Below are 19,008 nucleotides of genomic sequence, written 5' to 3' on the forward strand. Positions count from 1 at the left end.
CCGGGGCGAGTGCGCCCTTTGCCAGAGCCGCTCCGCCGAGGATGATCGCCGGACGTTCCGCGCCCTTGAACGCTTCGGACACCGGTTTGGGCAATTTGCCGAGAACAGCGACATCATCGCCGAGGAATGTCGCCGGAAAGGTCGTTTCCCATTCGGGTCCGACGACGAACACCTTGGCCCCGCGTTTCACCGCCTTGCGCAGCCGCGCGTTGACCAGCGCGGCTTCCCAGCGCACGTGGCTGCCGACGATCAGGATGGCGTCGGCGGTTTCGATGCCGGCAAAGGTTGAATTGAACGCGACCGCAGCCAGATTGGACACGTCGTAATCCATCCCGGTCTGGCGGCCTTCGAGCAAAGTGCTGCCCATCGCGCCGAGCAGCGCCCTGGCGGCGAACATCGTTTCGCAATCGACCAGATCGCCCGCAATCGCGGCGATGTTCTTGCCCGGTTTCGCGGCGGCGATAGCCTTGAAAGCCTCGTCCCAGCTTGCCTCGGCCAGTTTGCCGGATTTGCGAATCCATACCTTGTCGAGGCGGCGGCGGGTGAGGCCGTCAACCATGTAGCGGCCCTTGTCGGACAGCCACTCCTCGTTCACCTCGTCATTGATCCGCGGCAATGCGCGCATCACTTCGCGGCCCCGGCTGTCGAGCCGGATATTCGCGCCGACCGCGTCGGAGACGTCGATGCTGAGCGTCTTCTTCAGCTCCCAAGGGCGCGCTTCGAAAGCGTAGGGGCGCGACGTCAAGGCACCGACCGGACACAGGTCGATCACATTCGCGCTCAACTCATGCGTCGCAGCGCGTTCCAGATAGGTGGTGATCTGCATATCCTCGCCGCGGTACAGCGCGCCGATTTCGTCCACACCGGCAATTTCTTCTGAGAAGCGCACGCAGCGGGTGCAATGGATGCAGCGGGTCATGATCGTCTTGATCAGCGGGCCCATGTATTTCTCGGTCACCGCCCGCTTGTTGGCGGTATAGCGCGAACCGCCGCGGCCATAGGCGACCGACTGATCCTGCAGATCGCATTCACCACCCTGATCGCAGATCGGGCAATCGAGCGGGTGGTTGATCAGCAGGAATTCCATCACGCCTTCGCGCGCGGTCTTGACCAGGGGCGTGTCGGTGCGGATTTCCTGACCGTCGGTGGCAGGCAAAGCGCAGGACGCCTGCGGCTTTGGCGGCCCCGGCTTCACTTCGACCAGACACATGCGGCAATTACCCGCGATGCTCAGCCGTTCGTGATAGCAGAACCGCGGAATTTCCTTTCCCGCCAGCTCGCACGCCTGCAGCACGGTGGCACCGGCGGGAACCTCGATTTCGACGCCATCAACGGTGACTTTAGGCATTCGGTGCCCCCGTCCGAGCCAGCGCCCATCGATCAAGATGGTTCACTATAAGTGCCGAAAACAACAGCGTTGCCGACGTCGCAAATGGCGACAATGCGGCGAGGAGCAAATTTCCAGGTTCGGTGTAGTTGCTGACATTTGGATTGGGCTCAAACAATTCAATGCCCGCAAAGTCGACAAGCGTGACGAAACTGGAGATGAGGGCGGCCACGAAAAAGGCGAGGGCAAGCCCGAACAAGAGCCGAGCACCCCGTTTCATCGACCACGCAAACATCCGTTCAAAGCTCATTCCGCAGCCTCCCGCACAACTTCGTCATTGCGAGCGTAGCGGGCCAAAGGCGGCCATAGGCCAACCAATCCATGGTGCAGCGCCATGGATTGCCGCGTCGCCTGCGGCTCCTCGCAATGACGAGAAATCATTGGCCCGTTCACTCCGCCGCCTCCCGCACGTTCTCATGAATACGCCGCTCCAACTCGGGGCGGAAGTGCCGGATCAGGCCCTGGATCGGCCATGCTGCTGCATCGCCGAGCGCACAAATTGTATGGCCTTCAACCTGCTTGGTGACCTGCTGCAGCATGTCGATTTCCTCGATCGCGGCGTCTCCGGTGCGCAGGCGCTCCATCATCCGCCACATCCAGCCGGTGCCCTCGCGGCAGGGGGTGCATTGGCCGCAGCTTTCGTGCTTGTAGAAATAGCTGATCCGGCTGATCGCGCGCACGATGTCGGTGCTCTTGTCCATCACGATTACCGCCGCGGTGCCGAGGCCCGATCCGACGGCCTTCAGCCCGTCGAAATCCATCGGTGCGTCCATGATGTCGGCCGCCGGAACCAGCGGGACGGACGAACCGCCGGGGATCACCGCCAGCAGATTATCCCAACCCCCGCGGATGCCGCCGCAATGCTTTTCGATGAGCTCGCGGAAGGGAATGCTCATTTCCTCTTCGACGACGCAGGGTTTGTCCACATGGCCGCTGATCTGGAACAGCTTGGTGCCGTGGTTGCCCTCATTGCCGAAGCTGGAGAACCATGATGCGCCGCGCCGCAGGATCGTGGGGACCACCGCGATGCTCTCGACATTGTTGACCGTGGTCGGGCAGCCATAGAGCCCCGCGCCCGCCGGAAACGGCGGCTTGAGGCGCGGCTGGCCCTTCTTGCCTTCCAGGCTCTCGATCATCGCGGTTTCTTCGCCGCAGATGTATGCGCCCGCGCCGCGGTGCATGAACACGTCGAAATCATAGCCGCTGCCGCTGGCATTCTTGCCGATCAGCCCGGCGGCGTAGGCCTCGTCGATCGCGGCCTGCAGTGTCTGGGCTTCGCGGATATACTCGCCGCGAATGTAGATATAGGCGGCGCGCGCGCATCGCGAAACCGGCGATCAGCGCGCCCTCAATCAGCTTGTGCGGATCGTGCCGGATGATCTCACGATCCTTGCACGAACCGGGCTCGGATTCGTCGGCGTTGATGACCAGGAAAGACGGGCGGCCATCCTTGCTTTCCTTGGGCATGAACGACCACTTGAGGCCGGTGGGGAAGCCCGCCCCGCCCCGCCCGCGCAGGCCAGATGCCTTCATCTCGTCGATGATGGCGTCGTTGCCGCGCGCGATTATCGCCTTGGTATCATCCCAATCGCCGCGTTTCTGCGCAGCTTTCAGGCCCCAGTCCTGAAAGCCGTAGAGATTGGTGAAAATGCGGTCTTTGTCCTGAAGGCTCATGCTGCGCACCTCCCTTCTCCCATGAGGGAGAAGGATACGAAGCCTTGCGCCCATTGGGCGCTAGGCGAAGTTGGATGTGGGTGTTCGGCGGCAGTGGAACGATCTACGCCGAACCCCCACCCCCGGCCCCTCCCCAAGGGGAGGGGAGTTGGTTGGAGATGCACTTTGAACATCACCATTCACCCCGGTAATCGTGGTTCTCGGTGACCATTTCCTTGAGCGTAGTCGGACCGCCGGAAGGTTCGGAGGTGTGCCGGCCCGGTTCCTGCGTGCCTTCCTTCGGGGTCTCGCCCGCCGCCAGCGCATCCAGCACCGCGTCCAGGCGTTCGACCGTCAAATCCTCGTAATTACCGTCGTTGATCTGGACCATCGGCGCGGTGGCGCAATTGCCCATGCATTCGACTTCGGTGAGGGTCCACAGCCCGTCGGCGGAGACTTCGCCCTTCGCCATCCCGCGTTTCTTGCAGGCGGCAATAATATCGTCCGATCCGCGCAGCATGCAGGGCGTCGTGCCGCATACCTGCACATGGAATTTGCCCACCGGAACAAGGTTGTACATGAAATAGAACGTCGCGACTTCGAGCACGCGGATCACCGGCATGTCGAGATATTTCGCGACATACTCAATCACCGGCATCGGCAGCCAGCCCTGTGTGCCGGTTTCCTCGCCCACCTGGCGCTGCGCCAGATCGAGCAGCGGCATCACCGCCGATTTCTGGCGGCCTTCGGGGTAGGACGCGATCGCCTTGTCGGCCTTGGCCTTCCACGCGGGCGAGAACGCGAACGCGCCCCAGCGCTCGCGCAGCTCAGGGGTATCGGGTGCGAGGGAACGGTGAGCCATTAGATGAAATCCAACTTTTCGCGCGTGAGATTAGAAGGCGTGTCACCGGTGTTGGGCTCGCCTTCTTTGTCCATGAAAAGTATGTGGCATTCGTCTTCCGCAAAGGGACGGTGTTCGGTTCCCCTGCGGACGACTACCATTTCGCCGGCACCGAAATGCCGGACACCATCACGAAATTCGATGCCCATATTGCCGCTCAGGACGAGAAACATCTCGTCGGTTTCGGTGTGCGCATGCCAGACAAAATCGCCTTTGATTTTGGCCAGCCGTATCTCGTTGCCGTTATAATGGCCAACGATGCGCGGATCCCAATGCTCGTCGATTTTCGACAACTTTTCCGCCAGATTCACAATTTTCGGAGCTCCGCTCACCGGTCACACTCCCCGAACACCACATCGATCGCGCCGAGGATGGCGGTTGCGTCGGGCAGCATGTGGCCGCGGCTCATGAAGTCCATTGCCTGCAAATGGCTGAAGGCGGTCGGGCGGATCTTGCAGCGATAGGGTTTGTTCGACCCGTCCGACACCAGATAGACGCCAAATTCGCCCTTGGGGCTTTCGGTCGCCACGTAGACCTCGCCAGCGGGGACATGGAAGCCTTCGGTGTAGAGCTTGAAGTGGTGGATCAGCGCTTCCATCGACTGCTTCATTTCGCCGCGTTTGGGCGGGACGATCTTGCGGTCGTCGCTCGCGACTGGGCCTTCGGGCATTTCGGCGAGGCATTGCTTGATGATCTTGGCGCTCTGATACACTTCCTGCACCCGGACCATGAACCGGTCATAGCAATCCGAATTGGTGCCAACCGGAATTTCGAAATCCATCCGGTCATAGACATCGTAAGGCTGCGACTTGCGGATATCCCACGGCACGCCCGCAGCGCGGATCATCGGACCGGAAAAGCCCCAGGCAATCGCGTCCTGCTTCGACACCACCGCGATATCAACATTGCGCTGCTTGAAGATCCGGTTGTCGGTCACCAGGCTCATCGCGTCACCGAACAATTCGGGCAGCCGCGTATCGACCCAGTCACCGATATCGGTCAGCAGTTTCAGCGGCACATCCTGATGCACACCGCCGGGGCGGAACCATGCCGAATGCATCCGTGCGCCGCTGGCCCGCTCGAAGAAGTTCATGCAGTCTTCGCGCAGCTCGAACACCCAAAGATTGGGCGTCATCGCGCCGACATCCATCACATGCGCACCGATGTTGAGCATGTGATTGGAAATGCGCGTCAGCTCGGCGAACAGCACCCGCAGATATTGCGCGCGGATCGGCACTTCGAGATTGAGCAGCTTCTCGATCGCCAGCACATAGGAATGTTCCTGGCACAGCGGCGAAACGTAATCGAGCCGGTCGAAATAGGGCAGCGCCTGAAGGTAGGTCTTGTGCTCGATCAGCTTTTCGGTGCCGCGGTGTAGCAGGCCGACATGCGGATCGATCCGTTCGATGATCTCGCCATCGAGCTCCATCACCATCCGCAAGACGCCGTGCGCCGCGGGATGCTGGGGACCGAAGTTGATCGTGTAATTGGTGATCACCTCGTCGCCGGTGGTGGGCGACTGTTCAAGCTGCATGGTCACTTCTTGCCTCCCTTCGGTTCGGTGGCGGCTTTGGTGTCCTTGGCTTTGCCCTTGCGCGGCTTGCGATCGGGGCGGTCTTCGGTCGGTTCGGGCGCATCGGGTTCCGCAATGGGCACCGAATCCTTCTTCGAGCGCTTGGCAGCGGCCTTGTTCGCCGCCTTGCCCGCGCCGGTGTCGGACGTCTTCTCGGTGACCTTGGGTTCGTTAACCGGCGGAACGTCCGCTTTCTCGTCACCCGGAAGGACATATTCCGCGCCTTCCCAGGGCGACATGAAATCGAATTGCCTCAGTTCCTGAGTCAGTTCGACCGGTTCGTACACCACCCGCTTTTCTTCCTCGGAATAGCGCAGTTCGGTATAGCCGGTAAGCGGGAAGTCCTTGCGGAAGGGATGCCCTTCGAAGCCGTAATCGGTCAGGATGCGGCGCAGGTCGGTATTGCCCGCGAACAGCACGCCGTACATGTCGAAGACCTCGCGCTCCAGCCAGCCGGCGTTGGGCCAAAGCGTGGTGACGGTGGGCACCGGGGTTGCCTCGTCGGTCGTGACCTTGACCATAATCCGGTGGTTTTTCGTCAGGCTCAGCAGCATATACACGACTTCGAACCGTTCGGCCCGCTGCGGGTAATCGACCCCGGCCATTTCCATCAGCTGCTGGTATTCGTGATCGTCGCGCAACAGCCGGAGCACGTCTTCGATCCGGTCCCGCTGCACCGTGAACAGGATTTCGCCGTATTCCTCGTGCGCTTCGAGCAGCATGTCGCCCAGCGCGGCGGACAGCGCAGCTTTTACGCCTTCGTTCGAGGTGATCCGGGGGGCGGAATGGAGAACGGCCATATTATCGTTCAATCGTCCCGGAGCGGCGGATTTTCCGCTGCAGCTGCATCACCCCGTACAGCAGCGCTTCGGCCGTAGGCGGGCAACCGGGGATATAGATGTCCACCGGCACGATCCGGTCACACCCGCGGACGACCGAATAGCTGTAATGGTAATAGCCGCCACCATTGGCGCAGCTGCCCATCGAGATGACGTATTTCGGGTCCGACATCTGGTCGTAAACCTTGCGCAGCGCCGGTGCCATCTTGTTGCACAGCGTTCCGGCCACGATCATCACGTCCGACTGGCGCGGGGACGCGCGGGGGACCACGCCGAAACGTTCCATGTCATAGCGCGGCATATTCACATGGATCATCTCGACCGCGCAGCAGGCGAGGCCGAAGGTCATCCACCACAGCGAGCCGGTGCGGGCCCACTGGAACAGATCTTCGGTGCTTGTGACCAGGAAACCCTTGTCGTTCACCTCCGCCTGCATCGCCTTGAAATAATCGGCGTCGGGCTGAAGGATCGCCCCGGGCTGGGCGGCGGCAGGCAGGCCGTTTGCTACTCCCATTCGAGCGCTCCTGTCTTCCAGGCGTAAGCGAAACCGATGATCAGTTCGAACAGGAACACCATCATCGTGATCCACCCTGCCCAGCCGGTCATGTCGAGGCTGACTGCCCAGGGGAACAGGAACGCGGCTTCGAGGTCGAAGATGATGAACAGGATCGCGATGAGGTAGAACCGCACGTCGAACTGACTGCGCGAATCCTCGAACGCGGGGAAACCGCATTCATATTCGGTCAGCTTGTTGGCAGTCGGATTATGCGTGCCAGTCAGGCGGGACACGCCCATCGGCAGGAACACAAACGCCGCCGACATGGCCAGCGCGATCGCCAGAAAAATCAGGATCGGCAGATATTGGCTTAGGTCGACCACGCTAATGCCTCGGTTGGGTGCCCTTCGCCCTTAGGGGCTGAATCGGCACGGATTACATGTATGGCGCGCCCTAGTCCCCTGCCCCCGATGGTGCAAGAGGGCGCGCCGGTAAAATCCTCCCCAATTTGTCCCGAGCTGCTCAGGCCTTCTTTATCTGGGTTGCCAGCGTCCTGCTGATCTTCTTTCCATACGGCGGTTTCAGCCCGGCAAGGCCCGCCACATCGATCCTGCTCTGGCGGTAAACCGAGCGTGCATGGCTGAATTCGCGGAAGCCTTCGGGTCCATGATAGGAACCGATGCCCGAAGGTCCAACACCGCCGAAGGGCAGATCTTCCATGGAAACATGGAAGACCACGTCGTTGACGGTCACCCCTCCGGAAATCGTCTTTGTGAGCACCTGTTCCCGTTCGCCGTCGTCCTCGCCGAAATAATAGAGGCCGAGCGGGCGGTCGTTGCGGTTGATGTGGTCGATGGCTTCGCTGACACCCTGATATGTCATTACGGGCAGGATCGGACCGAAGATTTCTTCCTGCATGGCGGTCATGTCGGCTGTGACATTGCGCAGGATGGTCAGCGGCATCTTGCGCGAATTGGTGCTGGAGAAATCTTCCTGCGCCGGATTGACCTCGACCACTTCCGCGCCCTTGCCGCGGGCGTCCTCGACGAGGGCCTTCAGGCGGTCGAAATGGCGGTCGGTGACGATCGAGGTGTAATCGTCATTATCCAGCAGGGTCGGATACATGGCACTGGCACTGCTGCGCACGGCGTCCACCGCTTCTTCTTCCTTATCCTGCGGCACGATCATGTAATCGGGCGCGAGGCAGATCTGGCCGGCGTTCATCATCTTGCCCATCGCAATCCGCTCGCCCGCCTTGGCGAAATCGGCGCTGCGGCCGAGCACCACGGGCGACTTCCCGCCGAGCTCAAGCGTCACCGGCACCAGATTACGGCTGGCAGCCTCCATCACCTTGCGGCCCGTTGCGGTCGAACCGGTGAACACCAGATGGTCAAACGGCAGCGACGAAAACGCCTGCGCCACTTCGGGGCTGCCAGTGATCACGGCAACTTCCTCGGGGGCGAAATATTCGGCGATCAATCGCGCGGTCAACTCAGACGTCGCCTCGGTAAATTCGCTCGGCTTGATCATCGCCCGGTTGCCTGCGGCCAGCACCTGCATCAACGGCCCGAGCGACAGGTTCACCGGAAAATTCCACGGCGACATGATCCCGATCACGCCCTTGGGCTCGAACCGGAGTTCCGCCTTCGCGCCCAGCAGGCCGAGCGGGAACTGGACCTTGCGCTTTTCCGGCTTCGCCCAATTGTCCATGTGCTTGAGACAGTATTTGCCGAAATTCACCGTCGAGGCGATGTCGGTCAGCAGGCTCATCGGGACGCTGCGGTTGCCGAAATCCGCGCTCATCGCCTGCGCCAGATCGTCGCCGTGATCGACCAGCAGTGCGATGGCCCGTTTCACCCGGTCGCGGCGAAGTGCCTGCACCTCGGGCCGGGCGGCAGTGAAGGAAGCTCGCTGCAGGGCAAGAATTTCTTCCATCTCGTTATGCTTGTTGTCTGCCACAGTTAATTCCGTCCGATAGGGGCCACATGTTTCTGCCCGTTTGATTTTGGTGCGCCGCAGCACTACATGTCCAGATGAATAGCACATGCTTCATCACGAAAGGCAAGCTTCCCTTATGTCCGCATTTTCAGCCGCCGACCCAGTCGTAATTCTGTCCTATGCACGCACCCCGATGGGTAGCATGCAAGGCGCCCTGTCCGACGCGTCGGCCACCGATCTGGGAGCAACCGCGGTGAAGGCAGCGGTCGAGCGCGCGGGCGTCGCGGGTGAAGATATCGACCGCATCTATATGGGCTGCGTCCTGCCCGCCGGTCTTGGCCAGGCCCCTGCCCGCCAGGCCGCGTTGAAGGCTGGCCTGCCCAAATCCGTCCAGGCGACCACGGTCAACAAGGTGTGCGGTTCGGGAATGCAGACCGTCATCATGGGCGCGGAAGCGCTCGCCGCCGGTTCGATCGACACGGTGATCGCGGGCGGCATGGAAAGCATGACCAACGCGCCCTACCTGCTCAAAAAGCACCGCAGCGGCGCGCGGATCGGCCATGACACCGCCTATGATCACATGTTCCTCGACGGGCTGGAAGATGCCTATGAGGAAGGCCGCGCGATGGGCACCTTTGCGCAGGCCACGGCGGACGAATACCAGCTGACCCGCGAAGCGATGGACGAATATTCCATCGAGTCGCTGCGCCGCGCCAACGCCGCCATTTCCAGCGGTGCGTTCGCGGACGAGGTTGTGCCGGTGACGATGTCCACCCGCGGCGGCGATGTGGTGGTGGATACCGACGAAGCACCCGGACGCGGCAAGCCGGACAAGATCCCGACGCTGCGCCCCGCCTTCGCCAAGGACGGCACGATTACCGCTGCTACCTCGAGCTCCATCTCGGACGGCGCTGCTGCCATCGTGCTGACGCGTGAAAGCGTCGCGACGGCCAAGGGTTACACCCCGCTCGCACGGGTGGTCGCCAGCGCGGCGCATGCGCAGGAACCCTCGGAATTCACCATTGCCCCCATCGGCGCAATCAACAAGGTGCTGGAGAAAGCCGGCTGGTCGGTGGACGATGTCGATCTGTGGGAAGTGAACGAAGCATTCGCCTGCGTCGCCATGTTCGCGATGCGCGACATCGGCATTCCGCACGACCGGATCAACGTGAACGGCGGCGGCACCGCATTGGGGCACCCGATCGGGGCCAGCGGAACGCGCATCCTGGTGACGCTGCTTAACGCCCTCAAGCAGCAAGGTAAAAAGCGCGGAATCGCCAGTCTTTGCATCGGCGGCGGCGAAGCAACTGCGGTCGCGGTGGAGCTCGCTTAACGCCCGCCCAAACTTTCTCGATTTCCCCCTGCCTCCTTGGCATGCTATGGGTGCCCAGGGCCGCATTGATGAAATCAGTGGAGTTTGTCCGATGAAGAAATTGTTGATGGTGTCGCTTGTTGTCGGCGCGCTGGCCGCTTGCCAGCCTGAGCAAGAAGCAGAACCTGTTGTCGAAGAAATCGCCGAACCTGCACCTGTCACCGTTGCCAATGGCACGCCGGTGGGAACTTTTGAGGTCACGAATGCGGACGGTACGATCGGGACTGCGGTGATCAACGCCGATGGCACCTATTCGGATAGCGACGCAGACGGGAAGCTGATCGAAGAAGGCACATGGGCGGTGGTTGACGGAAAGACCTGCTTCACCCCGACCACCGAAGGCCGCGAAGCAATGTGTTTCACAGAATCCGCGCCGGGCGACGATGGTTCGTTCACCGCCACGCCAGATGAAGGCGATCCGGTGACGGTGCGGCCCTTAGCGGCGACGTAATAGCAAATTAGAATATGGCAATCTTGAGGGCGGTCTGCGGGCCGCCCTTTTGCTTTCGAAAGCGATCAGGGATCGCCTGCGCCCCAGATACGGTCCTGTTCGATCCAGCCAGTCCTGCCAGCGATGTCGATTGCGCACCAGCCCGCCTCGCAGTCGCCAAGTTGGCCGATCACGCCAGGCTCCGCATTCCATTTCAGCTTGCCGCTGCTTGACGGCACTTCGCGGATTGCAGCGAGTCCCTCACCGATCACTACCGCGCAGCGCCGAAGGCTCAGAAGGTTGCTCGATACCCAGCCGGTGGTTCCTTCGGAATCCTCGATCAGGCGCCAGCGATCGACCACGCGAACAACCTTCACCGGCAGACCTTCGCGGCGATAAACCCACTCGATTCTGTATTCCATGCTCGGCCCGACCCGCATGTTCAGTTCCTCGGTATTGATCGAAGCCCAATAGGGAACCTCGCGGTCCTGCGCGGAAGCCGGGCCGACAACGCAGAGGAGCAGCCCCAAGGCGAGAAAAAAGCGCGAGAAAGCAGCCATGACGGAAGTCGGGATTCGCAAGATCATCAGCCGCCTATACAACCCGCCGCCACCGCGCTTCAAGCGGTAAGCCTGCGGCAATCACGGTTCCTCCGCCGCCGCGAAACCCGTCACGACCGCTTGACCCGCGCGCCACTCCGGGCCTAGCGCTGCGCAATGCCCAAGACAGTTCCTTCCGATGCTGGAAAGCCCGCTCGCCGCCGCGATGGCTCTCCGCGCGTGATCGTAACCCGCCATCTCTTGCCCGCCGTGGAAGCGCGGATGAGCGAATTGTACGACGCGCAGCTGAATCCCGAAGATACGCCCTTCACCCGCGACCAGCTCGCCGCCGCGATGCAGAACTGCGACGTGCTGGTTCCCACCGTCACCGACCGGATCGATGCCGAGTTGATCGAGGGCGCGGGCGAGCGGCTGGGCCTGATCGCCAGTTTCGGTGCAGGCACCGACCATATCGACCTGGCAGCAGCCAAACGCCGCGGGATCATGGTGACCAATACCCCGGGCGTGTTTACCGACGACACCGCTGATCTGGCGATGGCGCTGATCATCGGCGTCCCGCGCAGGGTCCGTGAAGGTGTCGCGCTGGTCCGCCGAGGCGAATGGACCGGCTGGGCACCGTCGGCCATGCTCGGGCGTCAATTGGGCGGCAAGGTGCTTGGGATCCTCGGCATGGGCCGGATCGGTCAGGCCGTGGCCCACCGCGCCAAGGCGTTCGGGCTCACGATCGTCTATCACAACCGCCATCGGCTGCCCCAAGCGCTGGAAACGATGTTCGCCGCGGACTATGTCGAAACGCTGGACGAACTGGTGGCGATGTCCGACATTCTGACGCTGCATTGCCCCGCCACTCCGCAGACGATCGGCGCGATCGATGCGCGGCGGATCGGCGCGATGAAGCCCGGTGCCTGCCTGATAAACACCGCGCGTGGCGATCTGGTGGACCAGGAAGCGCTGATCGCGGCTTTGCAGGCAGGTGCGCTTGGCGGTGCGGGCCTCGATGTCTATCCGCAAGAGCCGGACGTCGACCCACGCCTGCTCGCCCATCCCAACGTGATGACCCTGCCGCATATCGGCAGCGCCACCATGGAAGGCCGCGAACGATCAGGCGAGAAGGTGATCGCCAACATCCGCTTCTGGATCGACGGACACCGCCCGCCCGACCAGGTGCTGGAAGGGCTGGTGTAAAGCTGGCGGCGGCAGGGCTTCCCCCGCCGCGCCTCAATCCCCCGTCAATATACGATCGACCAGTTCCTTCACCGTCGGCGTGTAATTGTTCGAATAGAACGGGTCCTGCTTGAAGCGGTAGGCCGCATGGCCTGCGAAGGCGAGGTTCTTGTCCGTATCGCCGCCATGGGCGATGTCCTGCAGGGTTTTCTGGATGCAGAAGCTGCGCGGGTCGGCGAGGCGGCCGGTGGTGTAATCGTCATGGTCCTTCCACGCGGAAAACGCGCAGTGGGACAGGCAGCCCATGCAGTCCTTCTGGTCCTTGCGGATGGTGTCGCGGCTGCCCGGCGTGACATAGACGATCGTGTCATCGGGTGTCTTCAGCGCCTCGGTGAAGCCTTCGCCGAACCACGCCCGCGCGCGGTCGAGATCCTTCGGCGTGACCCAGAAATTCTTGCCCTTGACGCCTACGTCCAGCTGGACGGTGTGCTCGCCGGCGGCAACCTTGGAATAGGGTATCTGCCGTTCCGACCGGTGGATCAGGTCCCACAGAAACGGGTTCTTGACCGCAGAGGAATAGAAGCCCGTCGGCGAGAATTTGTGCAGCAGCACGTCGCCCGGTTCGACCGTGCGCAACATATCCTTCCACCCTTGCGGGATCGGGCTTTCGCGCGTCAGCAGGGGGCGCGTGCCGAACTGGAAGGCGATCTGGCCCAGTTCCGGATTGTCGATCCAGTTTTCCCATTCGCGCAGGAACCACACGCCGCCGGCCATGACGATGGCGGTGTCTTCCGACACGCCTTCCTTGCGCATGGTTTCGCGCAGCGCGGCAACGCGCGGATAGGGGTCTTCGGGCCTGGTCGGGTCTTCGGCGTTGGACAGGCCATTGTGCCCGCCCGCCAGCCACGGGTCTTCGTACACCACCGCCGCCATCAGATGCGGCACCTTGTGGTAGGACCGCTTCCACAGCGCGCGGAACGCCCGGGCGGAGCTGATGATCGGCAGGTAGTGGACGTTGTAATGCTGGGCGATCTCCGCCAGCTTGTACGGCATGCCAGCCCCGCAGGTGACGCCGGTGACCATCCCCTTGGTCTGTTCGAGCACACCTTCGAGCACTGCCTGCGCGCCGCCCATTTCCCACAGCACGTTGATATTGATCGCGCCCTTGCCGCCGGACATTGCGTGCGCGCGCTTTACTTGGTCCACCGCGCCGTCGATGGCGTACTGAATCAGCTGCAGGTGCCGTTCCTTGCGGGTCAGCGCGTCATAGACCTGCGGGACGATTTTCCCCTCGGCGTCGTAACTGTCCGCGTTGACCGCGCTCACGGTGCCGATGCCTCCGGCTGCAGCCCAGGCACCGGAACTCGCGTGATTCGTCGCCGACACGCCCTTGCCGCCTTCGATCAGCGGCCAGACTTCGCGGCCACCATAATTGATGGGGGTTAAACCCTTGAATCCCATTACGTCATAGTCCTGTTATCGCGGTCACTTGCCCGCATTGCCTTCACCGCCCGGCGACCCCTGGCACGGCTTGATCTCACTCGGTTCCGGTCTCGTAGCCGCTGCCTTGAACTGTGCATAGTACCCCGCAAGTTCGGGGGCATCCCTGAAGGCGACAAGCTCAAAGCCGACCTGCCGGAATTCGCACGATAGCAACAGTGGATCGATTCCATGCTGGTCGGTCGGCCGGTCGACATCCACTACTATCACTTGTCCGCCTTCCCGCAAAGCGGGCCAGAGGCGCCACAGGAAAGCATAGGGTTCGCGGACCTCGTGGTACATATGGACCAGGAATATCCGGTCGAAGCTGTCTTCCGGCAACCGCGGATCATCGCCCTCGCCCAGCTTGATCGAAACATTGTCGAACCGCTGGCGCTCGACCCGGCGGGCGAGCCGCTCCAGCGCCTCGCGGTCGATATCCTGGGCCAGCACGCGGCCCTCTTCCCCGACTCGCTCGGCCAGGCGGACGGTGTAATACCCCTCGCCCGCACCGATATCGGCGACGGTCATGCCCGGCTTGATCTCGGCCAGGTCCATCACCTTCTGCGCTTCGCCCGCTGCATCGCGCGCCGTCTCGGTGGAAAACTGGTTCGCCCCCAGATCGGAGACGGGACGATCGGCACGCGGGAATTCCAGCGAGGTTTCAGGGCGATCCGACCGCTTTTCGGCAGGCTGGCAAGCGGACAGGCCCAGCATAGCCAGCGCACTGACTGCGCTCTTTACGAACCTGGACATGGCGCTCATTCCACGTCCTCCACCTCGACCGTTTCCCCGGTTACGCGCTGGGCCAGGGCGGCGGAAATGAATTCGTCAATCGCGCCGTCGAGCACATCGTCGGGCGAAGGGGACACCACGCCGGTGCGCAGGTCCTTCACCATCTGGTAGGGCTGCAGGACATAGGACCGGATCTGGTGGCCCCAGCCGATCTCGGTCTTGTCCTGATATTCACCACTGGCAGCGGCTTCGCGTTCGGCCATTTCCTTTTCGAACAGGCGGGCCTTGAGCATGTTCATCGCGGTGGCGCGGTTCTTGTGCTGGCTGCGGTCGTTCTGGCTGGCAACCACGATGCCGCTCGGCTGGTGCGTGATGCGCACGGCGGAATCGGTGGTGTTGACGTGCTGGCCGCCCGCGCCGCTGGCCCGGTAGGTGTCGATCTTGAGGTCGCTCTCGTTGATCTCGATGTCGATATCGTCGTCGATGACGGGATAGACCCAGACGGAACTGAAGCTGGTATGGCGGCGCGCGGAACTGTCATAGGGGCTGATCCGCACCAGGCGATGAACACCGCTTTCGGTCTTCGCATAGCCATAGGCGTTTTCGCCCTTGACCAGCAGCGTGGCGGATTTGATGCCCGCCTGGTCACCGCCATGGTAATCGACGATTTCGACCTTGTAGCCGCGGCGGTCGGCCCAGCGGGAGTACATCCGCTGGAGCATTTCCGCCCAATCCTGGCTCTCGGTCCCGCCGGCCCCCGCGTGGATTTCGATGTAGGTATCGTTGGCATCGGCCTCGCCCGCCAGCAGCGCCTGCACCTTGTCCGCATCGGCGCGTTGGGCGAGTTTCCCGAGGCTGGCCATCCCCTCCGCCGCGATATCCTCGTCGCCTTCCGCTTCGCCCATTTCGACGAATTCCACAGCGTCGGCCATTTCGGAGGAGATTTCCCGCACCGTTCCGATCGAGGCTTCGAGACGGCGGCGTTCGCGCATGACCGCTTCGGCGTCTTTCGGATTATCCCACAGTGTCGGATCTTCCACCCGCGCATTGAGTTCGTCCAGCCGCCGCAGCGCCCGTTCCCAGTCGAGTGACTGCCGCACCAGCGCCAGCGCCGCTTCGATCCGATCAATATGGGCCTGCCCCTCGGCACGCATGGTCAAACTCTCCGTAAGATAGGGCCAGTCCGCTTAGCGGACATACCCCGATTGTAAAGGATGGCAGATAGGGTGCTGTAACCGGACGGACTAGTACAGCCCGCCCTGTTCCTCGGCAAAATTGCTTGCTTCGGCAGGCTGCGCGGACTGCCGGCGGGATTCCTCCGCCGCCCTGCCGCCGCGGCGGATCAGCGCGAGGATTTCCTTGCGCCGCGTCTCCACCTCGTCCTGCCGGGTCCGGCGCGGCGGTTCGGTATCCGGCTTGAAGGCCTCCCAGATCACCGCGGCCTTGGGATCGTTGCTTTCACCGCCCGCGAAGACGCGCTTGCCCGACACGCGGTCGATCCGGACCATGCGGATGCCCTTGGGCGCAGGGAAAGGATCGGTGCTCCACCGCTTCTTCGTGGCGAGAACGAAATTCTTGAAGATTGGCCCGGCGGTGTTGCCGCCCTGGACATAGCCGCCCATGTCGCGCGGCGCGTCAAAACCGAGATAGGTACCGGCGACGAATTCGGGAGTTCCCCCCACGAACCATGCGTTGGTCGGGCCGCTGGTGGTGCCGGTCTTGCCGAATATCGGCAGTTCCAGATCGCGAAGCCGCGTTGCGGTCCCGCGGATAATCACGCCCTGCAGCATATGCACCGTCTGGAATGCCGTGCGCGGGTCCATGACCTGCTTGCCGGCCGGGGCCAACCGGGGCATCCCCTTGCCGTCCCATTCCGCCATGCTGCAGCCGGTGCATTTGCGCTTGTCCGCCCGCCAGATCACTTTGCCGCGCCGGTCCTGCACGTAATCGATTACGCTGGCGGGTTGCTGACGGCCCTGGTTGGCGAGCGCCGAATAGGCGTTGACCATCTTGAGGACCGTGGTGTCGCCTGCGCCGAGTGCAAAGGAAGGATAGGGCTCGTAGCTGCCGATCCCGACCCGTTCGAAGGTCTTGATCACGTTGGGCATCCCGGCATCCATCGCGATGTGCACCGTCATCAGGTTGCGCGACTGCTCCAGCCCCCAGCGCATCGTGTGCACCCCGCCGCCGCCGCCGCCAAAATTGCGGAAGCATTTCTCACCCAGATTTGCGCCCTGATAGAAACAATAGGTCTGGTCGGGAATTTCAGTGGCCGGAGTCATGCCGTTGTCGAGACCGGTCGCATAGACGAAGGGCTTGATCGTGGAACCCGGCTGGCGCTCTGCCTGCGTGGCGCGGTTGAACGAACCCAGGCGGCTGTCGAAACCACCCTGCATCGCCAGCACACGGCCCGTCTGGGGATCCTGCGCCACAAATCCCCCGGAAACCTCGGGCACTGTCCGCACCCGGTACGATCCGCCCGTGGGCGAAGCGGCGATGACATCACCTTTCTTGAGCGCGTCCGGCAAGCCGCCGAGCGGCGCGGTAGTCCCATCGGCGAAACCGATGGTTGCCTGCGAACCGCTGCGCCCGGTAACAACGCCGACGCGCCAGTCACGGTAATTGATCCCGAGATAGGAACTGGCAAGCTGCTTGGTCAGGCTGCCGTCTTCTTCCTTCAGGGTCGCCAGTGGCCCGGCCCAGCCACGATTGCCGTGATACGCCAGCATTCCCGAACGCAGAGCGTCGCGCGCCGCAACCTGCAGTTCCGGATCGAGCGAGGTCCGCACCCATAACCCGCCGCTATACACACTGTTTTTCGACGTTTCCGCGGTTTCGCCGAATTCCTCGATCAGCTGCCGGCGGACTTCTTCGAGAAAATAGCCGGCATCGACCGATTTCGTATCATCCTTGGGGCTGATCAGCCCGAGCGGCTGGCTCTTGGCCGCCGAGGCTTCTGCGGCGCTGACGAAGTCGTTTTCCGCCATCTGGTCGAGCACGAAGTTCCGGCGGGCCAGCGCGGCACCGGAATTCTTTTCGCGGCTGTAGGTTTCCGGGGCTTTCGGCAAAATCGCGAGGAATGCCGATTCGTGCAATTCAAGATCGCCGACATCCTTGTCGAAATAGGCGCGGGACGCCGCCTGCACGCCGAAGCTGCGCCGGCCAAGCGGGATTTCGTTGAGATACAGCTCGAGGATCTGCTGTTTGGTGAGTACGCCCTCGATCCGGCGAGCGAGGAGCATTTCCTTCAGCTTGCGGGTGACCGAATATTCGTTGCTCAGCAGGATATTCTTGGCGACCTGCTGGGTAATTGTGGACCCGCCCACCGCGCGCTCGTCCGACCCGAGCTTGGTGACATAGTCGACCACCGCTCCCGCCAGGCCGCCCGCATCAATGCCTCCGTGGCTGAAGAAGGTCTTGTCCTCCGCCGCCAGATAGGCCTCGACCAGCTGCTTGGGGAAGTCAGGATATTGCAACTGCACCCGCCGTTCGCGGGCATAGGAATGGACAATCTCGCCATCGATTCCGCGCACCACAGTGGGCAGCGGCGGTTCGTAATCCAGCAGGGAATTGGCGTCAGGCAGCCCCCGCGCGAGCAAGGCCCAGCCGATGATGAACAGGGCGAGCATCCCGCCGATCGCGGTGACCGCCCAGCGAAATCTGCGCCGTTCACGCCATCTGGCAGTGAACCACGCCGCAGCGCCGCTGGTATCGCGGCGAATCCTGTAGCGGAAATATTCGGAGGTTGTTTGCTCGGCCATAGTCGGTCGCCGCCTTTAGCACGGAGATTCTGTCGGAAGCCAGAACGATTGCAGCCAAATCACCGGCACGACGTCCGCGTCTTTCAACTGCCGGCCTGGCGCGCAAAGTAAACCCGCACCGCGCGCGCCATGGTTTCGGCAAACCGGCTGCGACCCTCGGGCGAGGCCAGCCTGGCCGCATCCTCGGGATTGTTGATATAGCCCGCTTCGTACAGGATCGACGGCACATCCGGAGCGCGCAGCACTACCAGGGCGGCAGACCGGCGCGGCTGCGGATGGAAGGTCAGGACCCCTGCCCCTTCCCGCACGATCAATCCGGCAAATTCGGAGGAATCCAGCTGCACCCGCCGCTGGGACAGCTCGACCAGGATTGCATTCACGTCGTCGCTTTGCCCCCCCAGCACCACGCCATTGATCACATCGGCGCTGTTTTCCCGGGCGGCGAAGCGCGCGGAGGCTTCACTCGATGCCTCGTTCGACAAGGTGTAGATACTGGCGCCGCTCGCTGCGCCGCCTTCCGCCGTGGAATCGGCGTGAATCGACAGGAACAGGTCCGCGTCCAGCCTGCGGGCAATCTCGAAGCGTTCCTGCAGCACCAGGAACTTGTCATCGCTGCGGGTCAGCGCAACGCGGATGCCGCCGTCCTGGACCAACCGGTCGCGCAGCGCCGTTGCCAGGGCCAGGACCAGGTCCTTCTCGCGGTATCCCCCGTTGCTGGCC

The 19,008-nt window shown here is 62.6% G+C and carries 18 protein-coding genes and 1 pseudogene; 3 read left to right on the forward strand and 16 right to left on the reverse strand.

Features of this window, described 5'->3' with window-relative positions:
- The 10 genes and pseudogenes from nuoG to U0988_RS01560 form a co-directional block, all read right to left on the reverse strand.
- The coding region (gene nuoG, locus U0988_RS01515; RefSeq protein WP_322290885.1) for an NADH-quinone oxidoreductase subunit NuoG at positions 1-1,348 on the reverse strand (1,348 nt) is incomplete at its 3' end.
- Positions 1,341-1,637 (reverse strand): hypothetical protein, encoded by a 297-nt coding sequence (locus U0988_RS01520; protein WP_322290886.1) that lies wholly within the window; start codon positions 1,635-1,637, stop codon positions 1,341-1,343. The genes U0988_RS01520 and nuoG, both read right to left, overlap by 8 nt.
- 139 nt (positions 1,638-1,776) lie before the next feature.
- Positions 1,777-3,115, reverse strand: a pseudogene (gene nuoF, locus U0988_RS01525) (NADH-quinone oxidoreductase subunit NuoF).
- A gap of 118 nt (positions 3,116-3,233) precedes the next feature.
- Positions 3,234-3,902, reverse strand: a complete 669-nt coding sequence (gene nuoE / locus U0988_RS01530) for an NADH-quinone oxidoreductase subunit NuoE (protein ID WP_322290887.1) — start codon at positions 3,900-3,902, stop codon at positions 3,234-3,236.
- Positions 3,902-4,273: a cupin domain-containing protein gene (locus tag U0988_RS01535; RefSeq protein WP_322290888.1), complete on the reverse strand. Its 372-nt coding sequence runs from the start codon at positions 4,271-4,273 to the stop codon at positions 3,902-3,904. Before U0988_RS01535 ends, nuoE begins: the two co-directional genes overlap by 1 nt.
- Positions 4,270-5,475, reverse strand: a complete 1,206-nt coding sequence (locus U0988_RS01540; protein WP_322290900.1) for an NADH-quinone oxidoreductase subunit D — start codon at positions 5,473-5,475, stop codon at positions 4,270-4,272. Before U0988_RS01540 ends, U0988_RS01535 begins: the two co-directional genes overlap by 4 nt.
- 2 nt (positions 5,476-5,477) lie before the next feature.
- Positions 5,478-6,314, reverse strand: coding sequence for an NADH-quinone oxidoreductase subunit C (locus tag U0988_RS01545; protein WP_322290901.1), 837 nt, complete (start codon positions 6,312-6,314; stop codon positions 5,478-5,480).
- Between the two features lies 1 nt (position 6,315).
- Positions 6,316-6,867 (reverse strand): NADH-quinone oxidoreductase subunit B family protein, encoded by a 552-nt coding sequence (locus U0988_RS01550; RefSeq protein WP_322290889.1) that lies wholly within the window; start codon positions 6,865-6,867, stop codon positions 6,316-6,318.
- Positions 6,858-7,232 (reverse strand): NADH-quinone oxidoreductase subunit A, encoded by a 375-nt coding sequence (gene ndhC / locus U0988_RS01555; protein ID WP_322290890.1) that lies wholly within the window; start codon positions 7,230-7,232, stop codon positions 6,858-6,860. The genes U0988_RS01550 and ndhC overlap by 10 nt, the downstream gene beginning before the upstream one ends.
- A 139-nt stretch (positions 7,233-7,371) precedes the next feature.
- Positions 7,372-8,808 carry a coniferyl aldehyde dehydrogenase gene (locus U0988_RS01560; protein WP_322290891.1) on the reverse strand — a complete coding sequence of 479 codons (1,437 nt, stop codon included), beginning with the start codon at positions 8,806-8,808 and terminating at the stop codon, positions 7,372-7,374.
- A gap of 115 nt (positions 8,809-8,923) precedes the next feature.
- On the opposite strand from U0988_RS01560, the gene U0988_RS01565 reads away from it, so the two are divergent.
- Both U0988_RS01565 and U0988_RS01570 read left to right on the forward strand, forming a co-directional pair.
- The gene (locus U0988_RS01565) at positions 8,924-10,120 is read left to right on the forward strand and encodes an acetyl-CoA C-acyltransferase (RefSeq protein WP_322290892.1); all 1,197 of its coding nucleotides are present in this window, start codon (positions 8,924-8,926) and stop codon (positions 10,118-10,120) included.
- Positions 10,121-10,166: 46 nt separating this feature from the next.
- A complete protein-coding gene (locus U0988_RS01570; RefSeq protein WP_322290893.1) occupies positions 10,167-10,610 on the forward strand; it encodes a hypothetical protein in 444 nt (147 codons plus the stop codon).
- A gap of 65 nt (positions 10,611-10,675) precedes the next feature.
- On the opposite strand, the gene U0988_RS01575 is transcribed toward U0988_RS01570, so the two are convergent.
- Entirely contained in the window at positions 10,676-11,176 is a 501-nt protein-coding gene (locus U0988_RS01575; protein WP_322290894.1) for an SH3 domain-containing protein, read from the reverse strand.
- A gap of 129 nt (positions 11,177-11,305) precedes the next feature.
- Here U0988_RS01575 and U0988_RS01580 point away from each other — a divergent pair, with 129 nt between their 5' ends.
- Positions 11,306-12,334 (forward strand): D-glycerate dehydrogenase, encoded by a 1,029-nt coding sequence (locus U0988_RS01580; RefSeq protein ID WP_322290895.1) that lies wholly within the window; start codon positions 11,306-11,308, stop codon positions 12,332-12,334.
- A 33-nt stretch (positions 12,335-12,367) separates the two neighbouring features.
- Here the strand turns inward: U0988_RS01580 and U0988_RS01585 are convergent, their stop codons facing one another.
- The 5 genes from U0988_RS01585 to U0988_RS01605 form a co-directional block, all read right to left on the reverse strand.
- Positions 12,368-13,774, reverse strand: coding sequence for a nitronate monooxygenase (locus U0988_RS01585; protein WP_322290896.1), 1,407 nt, complete (start codon positions 13,772-13,774; stop codon positions 12,368-12,370).
- A 24-nt stretch (positions 13,775-13,798) separates the two neighbouring features.
- Positions 13,799-14,548, reverse strand: coding sequence for a class I SAM-dependent methyltransferase (locus U0988_RS01590; protein ID WP_322290897.1), 750 nt, complete (start codon positions 14,546-14,548; stop codon positions 13,799-13,801).
- Positions 14,549-14,553: 5 nt separating this feature from the next.
- Complete coding sequence (prfB, locus tag U0988_RS01595; RefSeq protein WP_322290902.1) at positions 14,554-15,681, reverse strand: peptide chain release factor 2; 1,128 nt, start codon at positions 15,679-15,681, stop codon at positions 14,554-14,556.
- 90 nt (positions 15,682-15,771) lie between these two features.
- Entirely contained in the window at positions 15,772-18,288 is a 2,517-nt protein-coding gene (locus tag U0988_RS01600) for a penicillin-binding protein 1A (RefSeq protein WP_322290898.1), read from the reverse strand.
- A gap of 83 nt (positions 18,289-18,371) precedes the next feature.
- Positions 18,372-19,008: N-acetylmuramoyl-L-alanine amidase (locus U0988_RS01605; protein ID WP_322290899.1), on the reverse strand; the 637-nt coding region annotated here is incomplete at its 5' end.

The sequence above is a fragment of the Allopontixanthobacter sp. genome, assembly GCF_034376665.1.
Taxonomy (GTDB): Bacteria; Pseudomonadota; Alphaproteobacteria; order Sphingomonadales; family Sphingomonadaceae; genus Allopontixanthobacter.